The organism is Bradyrhizobium sp. 195 (assembly GCF_023101665.1).
Taxonomy (GTDB): domain Bacteria; phylum Pseudomonadota; class Alphaproteobacteria; order Rhizobiales; family Xanthobacteraceae; genus Bradyrhizobium.
Map to the genome: position 1 here is coordinate 1126478 of NZ_CP082161.1, position 11440 is coordinate 1137917.

Consider the following 11440-nt stretch of genomic DNA (forward strand, 5'->3'; position numbering starts at 1 on the left):
GCGATATTCGCTGCATGCGTCCGCCATGGCCTTTGCCCCAATTATGGGGTCTGAGCTATGTCTATTCTTTCGCTTCCCGTTGCCACACTGGGGACGTCACGCATCGGCCCACGACGCGAACTCAAATTCGCGCTCGAGAGCTACTGGGCGGGAAACTCCAGCGAAGCCGAGCTCCTCGAGGCGGGGAGTGGACTTCGTGCCGCTAATTGGGCACGGCAGAAATCCTGCGGTGCGACCGTCATTCCTTCGAATGACTTCTCGCTCTACGACCATGTGCTCGATACCAGCGTAATGGTCGGCGCCATTCCCGACGTCTACGGCTGGACCGAAGGTCCTGTGTCGCTCAAGACCTACTTCACCATGGCGCGTGGCGCTCAGGACGGTGGTCACGCTCAGCGTGGGGCTGGCGTAGCCGCACAGGAAATGACGAAGTGGTTCGATACCAACTACCACTACATGGTGCCGGAATTTCACCAGGATCAGATCTTTAAGTATTCCTCTCGAAAGCCGATCGAGGAATATGAGGAGGCAAAAAGCCTCGGCTACCAAACGCGCCCCGTCCTAGTTGGACCAGTCACTTTCCTGAAGCTCGGCAAAAGCGCAAATCCCGCATTCAATCCGCTGTCGCTGCTTGATAGGCTCCTCCCAGTCTATGTCGATGTTCTCCGCGAACTAGCCTCGCGCGGTGCTGAATGGGTTCAGTTCGACGAGCCGTGCCTAGTGATGGACGTCGACGAAGCGTCGCGGGCGGCTGTCCGCCGGGCCTATGCTCATTTCGCAAAGGTTGTGCCGGCCCTTAAAATCATGCTGGCCACTTATTTCGGCGCTATCGGCGACAATCTTGAAACAGCCTTCGCCTTGCCCGTTGCCGGGCTTCATGTCGATCTGGTTCGGGCACCCGACCAGTTGGACGCAATTGTCGCCACAGCCCGCAGAGATCTCGTGGTCTCGCTAGGCGTCGTTGATGGTCGCAACGTCTGGCGCTCTAATCTTGCGGCGCTGCTCGACCAACTTGCCCCTATGGTCAAAAAGCTGGGCAGGGACCGTGTTCAGATTGCTCCTTCCTGCTCGCTGCTTCATGTTCCGATCGACATTGAGCTAGAGACCGATCTCGATCCCAATCTGAAGACATGGCTGGCGTTCTCAGTTCAGAAGATCAAGGAACTTTCAATATTGGGCAAAGCGCTGGCTGGCCATGCTGCCGAGGTGGCCGATGAACTTGCGCTTTCGGAGGACGCAGCCGTGACCCGCGAAACATCGCCCGAGACCCACAATGCGAATGTCGCCGGACGAATGGCCGCGATCGACGATAGCATGCGTCGCCGTCGCAGTGCGTTCACCCAGCGTGCCGACGTCCAGCGCGTCGCGTTCGCATTGCCGATGTTTCCAACGACAACCATCGGATCCTTCCCGCAAACGGTCGACGTCCGGAATGCGCGTGCGGCCCATGCGCGGGGAGCGCTGAATGACGCGCAGTACGAGCAGCTTCTGAAAGCGGAGACAGCCCGTACCGTGCAGTGGCAGGAAGATATCGGCCTGGACGTGCTCGTACATGGTGAGTTCGAGCGCAATGACATGGTTCAATACTTTGCCGAGCAGCTGTTGGGATTCGCTTTCACCAAGCACGGCTGGGTTCAGTCTTATGGGTCGCGGTACGTTCGTCCGCCTATCCTGTTTGGAGATGTTTCCCGGCCGAAGCCGATGACCGTTGAATGGTGGCGCTACGCGCAGTCTCTGACCAAGAAACCCGTCAAGGCTATGCTGACCGGACCGGTGACGATCCTGAACTGGTCGTTTGTCCGCGACGACATCTCGCGGAGCGAGACATGTCGTCAGATCGCTCTTGCGATTCGAGACGAGGTCATCGATCTTGAGGCGGCTGGAGCGACCATGATCCAGATCGACGAGGCTGCGTTGCGGGAGGGATTGCCGCTACGCAAATCGCAGTGGAGGAACTATCTCGATTGGGCAGTGGACAGCTTCTGCGTTTGCTCCTCCGCTGTCGCCGACGGAACTCAGATCCATACCCACATGTGTTATTCCGAGTTCAACGAAATCATCGATGCGATCGCAGCAATGGATGCTGACGTCATTTCAATCGAGACGTCGCGTTCTAAGATGGAATTGCTCGAGGCCTTCAAGAGCTACAAATATCCCAATGAGATCGGGCCCGGCGTCTATGACATCCATTCACCGCGCATTCCCGCAGCGGCGGAAATCAAGCAGCTGATTGTGTTGGCGCGGCAGCGAGTTTCCGATCGGCAGCTCTGGATCAATCCCGACTGCGGACTGAAAACTCGAAGATGGGAGGAGGTGCGTCCCGCGCTCATCAATATGGTGGCCGCCGCACGCGAGTTGCGGGCTGAGCCATGATGGTCCGGAGCGTTTCGCCAACGCGTTTGTGAACAAGATGCACGCGCTTTGGGGGCTTACGATGTCCTTGCGAGCTCCCAAAGTTCCCAGCGCCTCGGAATGCCGGCCGGCGTCGGCGGAGGCGGTCGCATACAGCCGGCGACAAGCTCGATTCTCGACCCGACGGCCGACAGCATGCCGGCGACGTCCGATCAGGTCACATATTGCGACGTCATTAACGCTCGAGGCGAAGCACAGCCCTACGTTTTCATTTATCCAAAACGTGGATGCGTCCCATCACAACAATCTATTTTACCGTCCTTACGGAACGTCATACGAAATTCGCGCCCTGGCACGCTCTTCGGGAAAGGTAATCGAGCGTTGTTGGTTTTTGGGGGCGTGCCAAATGCTGCTGCGCGACGGCAAACTGCCGCTTGTGTTTCAGGGCACGGCAGCCAAACCGCTTGCGCGAAGGATCCCAGCTCGATCAAGGCACTGCCGTCCCAACCGGACAGCGGGCGAGTGGTGGACAAGTCGTGAAGTTTCCGACAGGAGCGGAAGGCAAGCGGCTCCAGATTTCGCGCGGAGTGATATCCGCTTCTCCTTGTTTGACGGCGAATGCCCTCGCCGAAAATCGATCGCCGGTAAGTCCTCCCTACCGACGAAAGCTGGTGCGATGCGTAAAGCAGCGTCGTTCCTGCGTGACTTTCGCCCGGCCTCCGGAGGAGGCCGGGCTTTTTTTGGTACGCCAGGCATGGCGCGGACCGCCGTGACTGGCGCGATTCGACCGGAGTGGTGTCCGGTCGATGACTTGGAGGTCAGAGTCCTTTCCTGGGCACCATACAATTCTGGATATCAAACAAATCCAGATAGATAAGCCCTTTCAGAGTGTTGCGTTGGCCCCGACTGTGTAACAATGGGGCGTAACATTGCTGTTCAGGGTTGTTCGGCCGATGCGCCGGGACGGGTCTCGCTTTCCTCTTTTCGTGCAGCGCATTCCGGCTGATGTCCGACGTAAAGCAGTCGGTGTTGAGCTGGCGATTCCGCTCGGTGACGGCTTCGTTTTCGTGACGCCTAGCGAGGGCGCTCAGGCCGTCCGGTTCTCCCTTCGCACCGCGGAGCCCAGCGAGATCAAGACGCGCCATGGAGTCGCTGCGGCCCATCTGGAAGGCATCTGGCAGGCCTTCCGCAATGACGCTCCCGTGCATCTGAGCCACCGGCAGGCGACGGCCTTGGCAGGCGAACTCTATCGCGTTTGGGCGGACAGCGAGAGCCGCGCCCGGAGTGTCGCCATGGTCCACACGCCCGGTGTCGGTTGGGCGCCGGAGACTGAGAGCCACGAGGAACAGGAAGCTCACTGGGCGGCAGTGACGGAGATGTGGGAGAAGATTGGCGCTGACGGTGAGCCCAAGAAACTAGAGAAGCCGCTCGGGCCCATTGTGGACCGCCTCTTGCTGACCAAGGGCATCCGCCGCGTGGATAGCGAATCGCGTGCTCTCTTGCTCACTGCCTTTTGGATGGCGCTGCGTGACGCCTTCGCGAGCCGCCAACGGAATGCAGGGGGAGACTATTCGCTCGACCCCAAGGCTGCTCGCTTTCCCGAGTGGCAGGCCCCGGCAGATGCGCCGAAGGAAAAGCCAAAGCGGGGCGCCTCCAAGAATTCCCTCAGCGGGCTCGTCGAGGACTGGTGGAAGGAAGCCAAGCGGGCCGGTCGCAAGCAGAGCACCTATGAGAGCTATCGCAACTCGATGGCGCGGCTCGTGACATTCCTAAAGCACGACACGGCGAGCCGGGTGACGCCGGAGGACATCGTTCGCTTTAAAGACTATCGAGTGCACAGCGGGGTGAGTCCGAAGACCGTGAAGGATAGCGACCTCGCGGGGTTGAAGACGGTGTTTGGCTGGGCGGTGGTCAATCGTCGGTTGCCCAGCAATCCGGCCGAAGGGATCACCATCAAGGTCGGCAAGTCGCGCAAGCTCAGGTCCAAGGGGTTCTACGATTCGGAGGCTCTCGCCATCCTGAAGCATGCCCGCGAGTTCGTGCCCGGCCTAGAAGCCGCGAAGCTGGCGGCGGCCAAGCGGTGGGTGCCGTGGCTGTGTGCCTTCACGGGCGCCCGCGTGGGTGAGATGATCCAGATTCGCAAGGAGGATTTGCGGCGCGAAGGCAAGCTCTGGGTGCTGCATGTGACGCCGGAAGCGGGACCGGTGAAGACGGATGAAGCGCGGGATGTCGTGCTCCATCGGCAAGTCATCGAGGAAGGCTTCTTGGCGTTCTTTGAGAAGTCGAAGGGCGGCTATCTGTTCATTGATCCCAAGGCCGGCGAGCTAGGGGTGCGCAACGCGGTGAAGACGGCGCGGAATAAGGTCAATGAATTCGTGCGCGAAGTGGTGAAGGATAAGAACGTTAAACCAAGCCACGGCTGGCGCCATCGCTTCAAGACGGTTGGCATTGATCAGGGCGTTGAGATGCGTGTGCTGGATGCCATTCAGGGACATGCGCCGCGCAACGTCTCGGAGGGCTACGGAGACGTGAGACCATTAAGGCGAAGGCGAACGCTATCGGGAAGTTTCCGGTCATTGAAATCGCATAAGCCACCGATAGCCGACGAAATCCGCTAGGGCCTCCAAGGTCCGCCAAGGGCCAGAGACGACATCAAGCGGACTAGCGACGCGTCCTGATCCATCTTATATTCGGCTGATGAACGACTGCTGTTGCGCTCCACCGCCCTTAAGCCTCGGCGGGAACAAGAAACGTGATGCCGCTTACCGGCGGGTGCTCTGGATTGTGCTTGCGATCAACGCGGCCATGTTTGCCTTTGAGGTGGTCGCGGGCCTTGCTGCCGGATCAGCCTCGCTGCAAGCCGATTCACTCGACTTCCTAGGGGATGCTGCGAACTACGCCATCAGCCTACTCGTTGTCGGCATGACACTTCGCTATCGGGCTGGCGCGGCTCTTGCGAAGGGCGCCACTATGGGCATGTTTGGCCTATGGGTCGTTGCAACCGTCATCTGGCACATTCTGCACGGAACGCTTCCGAGTGCTTTCGCGATGGGCACCGTGGGAGCTGCCGCTCTGATTGCGAACGCAGCCTCGTTTGGTCTACTTTGGGCTTATCGTCATGGTGATGCAAACATGCGGTCCGCATGGATTTGCACTCGTAACGATGTGCTGGGTAATCTCGCTGTGCTGTTAGCTGCGGCTGGCGTGTTCGGGACCGGCGCAGGTTGGCCCGACATCGTTGTGGCGACGGTCATGTCGTTGCTTGCAATTCAAGGGGCTCTGGTAGTGGTCCGGCAAGCCAGTGGAGAGTTGCGGATCGGCCGACTGGCGGCGGCTGAGTAATTTAGCCCCCCAAAAGTCTCTTTTGGTTTCAATGTCGTCGGTTTGCCCGTGAGGCGATGACTTCCGGTCTGACGGGATAAGCGGACGTGGTCACATCGGACCGGCATGTCTCGAACGGGCCAAAAGCGACATCACGCCGATCGCTGCTTGAGAGCGGTTTCCTCTGAGATCCGCTCAGATTTTCCTGGAGCTACCGACTCCCCCAAGCCTTTGCGCATTTCGCAAATTGTTCCGGGGTGGCTGTGTTTTGCGTGTTCGCTGCTAGTTTTGAAGTAGTTACCCTCGCTGCTTTGTCAGTTATGCCGAAGGGCGTGGTAACAATAATAGTGCCGTTGTTGTCCCTGTCACGGCATCCAATTTGATATTCTTGCGCCTGGGAGCCGACTGCAATTTGCCTGCATGAGTTTGCATCGTTGCTGTCGGCAAGCACTTTCAGATTTTCGCTCACGCGACAAATCTTCTTATAGTCGCCATCCTCAGTCGCTCTTGCAGCCGTAAACGGGACTAGCAGGGCGGTTAGAATGCTCACGATCGCTATGCGCTCCATCACCAATCCTCCCGCTGTTTGTCGCATTGAAAGATATGGAATGCACTTGTGCCTCTTCGCGTGAATACCTGGCTGTCGGCTTGGCAGTCGGAACCGAGTCTCCTAGTCTAGCTCAAAAATCTCCCGTTGGGGGCCATAAGGAAGCTTGGCCGCATCACCAAGTTGGTCGCTCTGGGTCACAAGCGGCCGCGTCACATTGAGCGGAGATGGTCCGGTTTGTGCCTGTAAGCCAATATCGGTTTAGCTCTTAGCGCGTGTTGGCATAATCGGTTGCTGCCGCTTTGCAGGCCGCCATCTTTGAGCAGGCCAGCACGGCGCCATCCCGCAAAGCATTCTCATACGAATCGTCTTTGTGGTTGGCGTGAAGATAGGCCCCGAGCACGGCCGCAGCGACCAAGATCACGATGTAACGGGCCCGCTCTAGAATAAGCCGCGCCTTTGGGTTCTTCTCAATGCGAGTGACCGTCGCCAAAAAGATGGCCGGTGTGCTGACCAAGAGGATGGCGACTTGGATGTTGCTCGACTCGATATCCAGCCGGTTGAGAACCTGATGTTCGAGCCAAAGGCAAAGCGCGATGGAGCTCCAGATGGTGGCCCAGTAGCTGGCCATATCGAAGAGAACCTTAATGGGGTCGTCCTCATGTGGCTTTGGGGCGGTGCTCTCAGTGGTGGCCATTCCTGCATTCCTCATTAGCGGGCGGCCGTGATTGTAGACGATAGTCATCATGGCTCAATGGGAAAATGGGACTCATAGTCCGTAGACCTAAAGTCATCATGACGGCCTGCTTCCGTGGATGGATGACGAGACAGGCATCGTTAACGTGGTGGCGGCGGCTGTGCGGCGGGCCCGGAAGGGGCTTGGTCTGTCCCAAGAGGATTTGGCCCTAGGCTAGAGGCGGGGCTGGATCGGACCTACGTCAGTCAGGTGGAGCGGGGCGTCCGCAACTGCACCATCATCGTCCTGGCCCGCTTGGCGAAGGCCTTGAAGACGACCCCTGATAGGTTGCTTGTCCCCCAGCGGAAGGGGCGACCTTAATCCCTCTCTCGTCCGGTGTTATGAGGGTGGTCACTTTCAACACGTGACCCATCTCGCTTCCCATCAGAAGGGCAGGGCGATAGGGCCAGCTCGATGTAGGTCAAAGGATGAGGCTAGGTGGCGCCCCATGGGAGGGGTGGTGGTCACTCACCCGAGCTTGGAGGTGAGCCTTCGGGTTGGTGAGGGTGACCCTAGAGGCCGCACTTAGGGGGCCATGAAGGAGGGGTGGTGTCACCCTCCCAACTTGAGGGCAACTTAAAGACGGCACCGAGTTAAGCCTCAAAGTCTCCCCCTTTAAGTTTCCCCTCTTGCTTCCTCCTCCATTAGCGGAGGCGTAAGGCCCAACTTTGTCCTAAGCGACTGTTATCGTTGGAAAAACTCTATGGAAACAATCGCGCAGGAAGATCCCGTTCCCATGCTGAATGCAGCCTGCATCGCGTCGGCCGCAACGTCGGCCTTCGATTCCGCGACCAGCACCGCGTCATGGAGCGGCAGGGCGGCGACCCCTATGCTCGCAAGATGCGTGATGATCCCGATCAGCATGTCGCTTTCGATGCGCATCAACTGAAAGCCCAGCCCGGTGCCGAACAAATCAGCGATGGGCGCATGGTGCTTGGCTAGCAACTCAATGGCGTCACGGAGTCTCGTGCCCGAGGGGAAATGTTGAAGCGTGCCCTCCGGCCAATTCCGCAATCGGCCGTCCGCGAACAACATCGCGTTCATCAGCCGTTTCCAGCCGTCACGCCCAGAGCCGTCACCGGCTACATCATATAAGTCATCACCCTCCGGCTGCGGCTGTCCCGCCCGTACGTACGCGAGGCGCGGGAAGAGCTGCCTGTAATCGACATCGGCAATTCGCTCGCCATCAATCCGAATGCGTTCAAACCGCTGAACTCGCTCCATGCCCATCCAGAAACCGCCAGCGAGCCGACCTCCGTGCTGCCAGTTCGCGTTATTAAAGATACGCCGAAGAGAACGGCGATAGGGCGCGATGACTTGGCCATCCTTCCCTAAAGAGAGGCCGGTGTTCTGACCGGTCGCCTCGATATCCGCGCTGTGCAGAAACTTATTGATACGCCGCATCTGCCCCGCAAGCTGGCGCGTATTGGCTGTCTCCCGGAAGGCAATCGGGGCCGCACGCCCGTCATCATCCTTGCCTTCCTTCAAAATGATCAGAGCGCGGTCGTCGATTTGCTTAACGCTTCGCCAATCGGCTGGTGCCAGCGGAAGATGCTGAGCGAGCGCTGCGCTTGGTCGAATGAGCGACGGCACGCGCAGCCTCCGATGAGCGCGGCCAGGCGAAGGCACGGCACGGGGGAGATGGCAGCTGCGATCCGCGTGAGGTCACGTCTTACATTTTAGACCCGTTTGCGAATTCGAGCCGGGGCCAAAAAAATTGTTTTGGAGCTCATCGCGCGGGGCCGCACCGCTTCCATGGGATCAATCGGCAGGTCGGCGTGTTACTGCCTCGGCTGGGCGCATATCCTGATAGCCGAGCAAGACTCGGAAATCCTTCTGCAGCTCGCTTATTGCTGGTCCCGAGAGCCTCTCGACTTTTGTTTGAATAGTAAACCAAGTCTTTGTGTTCTCCGCACCGAGGTCCCGCCCCAAGTCTACGCCGTAAAGGAACTGAAAAAATGCAAACCTCAACTCGTCAGCTATGGCTCGGACTTTGTCGGCTGCTGCGTCTGGAAGATAAATTTCATTAGCGCGAAAGGTGCGAATGAATTTGTTTGTGGCTTCCGCAGCTTTCTCCCCTCGTTCCTTGCGTGGCGTGCCCCCAACAGGTTCAAACGCTTTGGTGTAGTCAGCCATGGTATCAAGGGCGTCTCGGAGTTCAGCGTGCACTTGCGCGATCACCTCGGCGCGTTTTAGATGGAGGTGCGAAAATTCGACATTCCGCTGAGCCGCAGCGACAGAAAGCTCACTCTTGAACTTCTCTATCGCAATGTCGCCCTGCGCCTTGAGTTGGGCTTTGAGCTTCTCAAGCACCGTATCGTTGTTCGCCTTTAGGTCGGCTTTGAGAGTCTCAAGTCTTTCGTCGTACTCAGCTTTGATCGCGCTCTTGATCTTCTCCATTAAGTACGTCTTTGCGATCAATACACCGCCGCCGGCCCCCACGAAGCAGGCCAAAATGTAGGTTCCGAGCAGCTCAAATAATGCCAAACCGATCTGCACGGCGTCAGCTGCAATATCTGTGGTGGTCATATTCGCGTGCGGTCCCTTGGCTGGAAGCAAGGCACTTCGTTAAGTAGTGCCAGTCTCTGAACTAAATCCAAGATAAAGTGATATACTTTCGGTTCTTTGGACGATTCGCAATGTCTGCGGGGCGCAATGGTGAATTCTCAAGGAGAAGAACTGCTAAGGCGCGTGCGGGATGACGTCGACGCCATAGCGGCTCTCGTTAGGAGAACTAATATTCCAGTGGAGGAGGTCCTCGACCGAGTTGGCCTTGATGCACTGTGCGACTCGTTGCGGCTTGACCCGGATGATTGGAGTGGAGAGTTCTTCGAAACGATATTCATCATCCGTGACGGCCTTTATCAGCTACGAAACGATCTGCGGGATAAACATGACGGAGAGGGCGAGCACTCAGCTGAGCAACTGCTCTCCGCTATGGACCGATTGTACGCCGACCTAGAGCGCGCGATGCGCACATTGAATCCTGAAGCCATAACGAGAGCGCAGGCAGAAATCGCCGCTCTTATGCGCACGCCCTACATCGATGTGCGGCTCATTCAGCACAACGTGTCAGAGTTGAAGGATGACGTAAACGAGCTGCTCACTCGCACGCACATCACCTATCAAAAGTTTGAAGTCCACCTCATGCGAGTCAGTGACACCGAGGTGCTTCGGACCGCTAAATTGGTGGTGCAGCGCTTGAGCGCAACCGCCTTCGCCATAAAACTCTCACTTGAGCAGAATGTCGTTTATCAGGGCACATTCCGATTCTTGCAGGAGGGGGCAGACACGATCGTAGGCGAACTGAGAAAGCTCGCGGAGCACTTCAAGAAGGCGTACAGAGACGAGCAAGAATTCACCGAAGATCTTTCGTCGCTCGTTGACAAGGGAAGTAAGATTTCTAGGGACATCGCAAAGCTACTACGTCAAGTTTTCAGCGATGAGCCTATCGAACAGAAGCAGCTCAAACTCAAAACACGTAATGCTTCTACAGGGGAGCCTATGGTGTGCGCGGCTCGCCTCGGCGAGAACAAAGTAATCCTCGGTGGGAGAAACGGGTGGGTGTACTCATTAGATGTTCTCACCGGGACCGTTTCTGACCGTCACAAGGTCGCAGAGAAAACGGTCAATTGCTTGGCTCGCTCATCGCTGGCGGTCGTGGCCGGAAACGAAGACGGGCTTGAAACGATAAACCCCGCAACTCTGGTCAGCTTGGAACGTGATGCCATTTATCAGGAGAATGTAGCGGCCGTCGCGGTACTTCCCTGGGGCGTCGTAAGTGGAACGAAGGATGGGATCGCAAGGCGCTGGATTATGGACGGAGCCACTCTCATCCGCTACGGAGCGGAGAATCTGAAGCTCGGCAGGAGCATTCAGCGCATGATAGTGCTCGGTGAAGAGGTGGTGATCGCGGCAGGTCAAAACCTCATGTTCCTGAATGAGAGGTTTGTGGTCGATCGCAAGGTACCGATTGATTTCCCTGTTATCGACATGTGCCTCATGGATCACACAAGCCTAATTGTGTGCGGTGAAGGGTCCCTCGCACAGGTAAAACTCACGGCAGGCAAATACACGAAGTACATCGCAGCCTCCGAGGCGGCGAAATACACGTGTGTTGTCGGCATCGATAGCAAAACGTTTTGCGCCGGAAACGACGATGGAAGGATCAGTGTTTTTGATGTTGAGTCTGAAGCGGAGATCGGTGCGGCGGATGTCCAGTTTCCTCTCCGGGGAATGATACGGATCAACGGTAAGCTTGTAGCTTATGGAGGCAGCTGGAAAGGCAAGTCGCAGAAAACAATCGCTGTTCTTGACTGGGAAGAGATCATTCACAGATCACAGGAGTTCGATCCCAAGCGCTAGTCGAAGGTTATGCTTGCAGCGCAAGCGCGGCTCGACATTCGGCCCGGTGTTCATCGCGGGTTACGAGCGCATCGGTAGCGGCGTAAGAGCACCAGTGCCTGGCCCTTCAAAGTCCTATC

The 11440-nt window shown here is 57.6% G+C and carries 9 protein-coding genes; 5 read left to right on the top strand and 4 right to left on the bottom strand.

Annotated elements, in window-relative coordinates; genetic code table 11:
• The first annotated feature begins 57 nt into the window (after positions 1–57).
• The 3 genes from metE (at position 58) to IVB26_RS05275 (ending at position 5694) form a co-directional block, all read left to right on the top strand.
• The gene (gene metE / locus IVB26_RS05265; protein WP_247970874.1) at positions 58–2373 is read left to right on the top strand and encodes a 5-methyltetrahydropteroyltriglutamate--homocysteine S-methyltransferase; all 2316 of its coding nucleotides are present in this window, start codon (positions 58–60) and stop codon (positions 2371–2373) included.
• A 908-nt stretch (positions 2374–3281) separates the two neighbouring features.
• A complete protein-coding gene (locus tag IVB26_RS05270) occupies positions 3282–4970 on the top strand; it encodes a tyrosine-type recombinase/integrase (RefSeq protein WP_247970875.1) in 1689 nt (562 codons plus the stop codon).
• Positions 4971–5049: 79 nt separating this feature from the next.
• The gene (locus IVB26_RS05275) at positions 5050–5694 is read left to right on the top strand and encodes a cation transporter (protein ID WP_346732857.1); all 645 of its coding nucleotides are present in this window, start codon (positions 5050–5052) and stop codon (positions 5692–5694) included.
• A gap of 190 nt (positions 5695–5884) precedes the next feature.
• Here the strand turns inward: IVB26_RS05275 and IVB26_RS05280 are convergent, their stop codons facing one another.
• Positions 5885–6241 (bottom strand): hypothetical protein, encoded by a 357-nt coding sequence (locus IVB26_RS05280; protein ID WP_247970876.1) that lies wholly within the window; start codon positions 6239–6241, stop codon positions 5885–5887.
• 247 nt (positions 6242–6488) lie between these two features.
• On the bottom strand, positions 6489–6917 hold the full coding sequence (locus IVB26_RS05285) for a hypothetical protein (protein WP_247970877.1): 429 nt from the start codon (positions 6915–6917) through the stop codon (positions 6489–6491).
• A 249-nt stretch (positions 6918–7166) separates the two neighbouring features.
• Between IVB26_RS05285 and IVB26_RS43315 the strand changes: the two genes are divergently transcribed.
• Positions 7167–7277 (top strand): hypothetical protein, encoded by a 111-nt coding sequence (locus IVB26_RS43315; protein ID WP_458309315.1) that lies wholly within the window; start codon positions 7167–7169, stop codon positions 7275–7277.
• 363 nt (positions 7278–7640) lie between these two features.
• On the opposite strand, the gene IVB26_RS05295 is transcribed toward IVB26_RS43315, so the two are convergent.
• Positions 7641–8549 (bottom strand): hypothetical protein, encoded by a 909-nt coding sequence (locus tag IVB26_RS05295; protein WP_247970878.1) that lies wholly within the window; start codon positions 8547–8549, stop codon positions 7641–7643.
• Between the two features lie 168 nt (positions 8550–8717).
• Positions 8718–9485 (bottom strand): hypothetical protein, encoded by a 768-nt coding sequence (locus IVB26_RS05300; protein WP_247970879.1) that lies wholly within the window; start codon positions 9483–9485, stop codon positions 8718–8720.
• A gap of 126 nt (positions 9486–9611) precedes the next feature.
• Between IVB26_RS05300 and IVB26_RS05305 the strand changes: the two genes are divergently transcribed.
• Positions 9612–11321 (top strand): hypothetical protein, encoded by a 1710-nt coding sequence (locus tag IVB26_RS05305; RefSeq protein WP_247970880.1) that lies wholly within the window; start codon positions 9612–9614, stop codon positions 11319–11321.
• The last annotated feature ends 119 nt before the right edge of the window (positions 11322–11440 follow it).

What these genes read in the sequence shown, in the direction of transcription:
- metE (WP_247970874.1), top strand. Translation starts at nt 58, where the DNA reads ATGTCTATTCTTTCGCTTCCCGTTGCCACACTGGGGACGTCACGCATC.
- IVB26_RS05275 (WP_346732857.1), top strand. Translation starts at nt 5,050, where the DNA reads ATGAACGACTGCTGTTGCGCTCCACCGCCCTTAAGCCTCGGCGGGAAC.
- IVB26_RS05280 (WP_247970876.1), bottom strand. Translation starts at nt 6,241, where the DNA reads ATGGAGCGCATAGCGATCGTGAGCATTCTAACCGCCCTGCTAGTCCCG.
- IVB26_RS05285 (WP_247970877.1), bottom strand. Translation starts at nt 6,917, where the DNA reads ATGGCCACCACTGAGAGCACCGCCCCAAAGCCACATGAGGACGACCCC.
- IVB26_RS05300 (WP_247970879.1), bottom strand. Translation starts at nt 9,485, where the DNA reads ATGACCACCACAGATATTGCAGCTGACGCCGTGCAGATCGGTTTGGCA.
- IVB26_RS05305 (WP_247970880.1), top strand. Translation starts at nt 9,612, where the DNA reads ATGGTGAATTCTCAAGGAGAAGAACTGCTAAGGCGCGTGCGGGATGAC.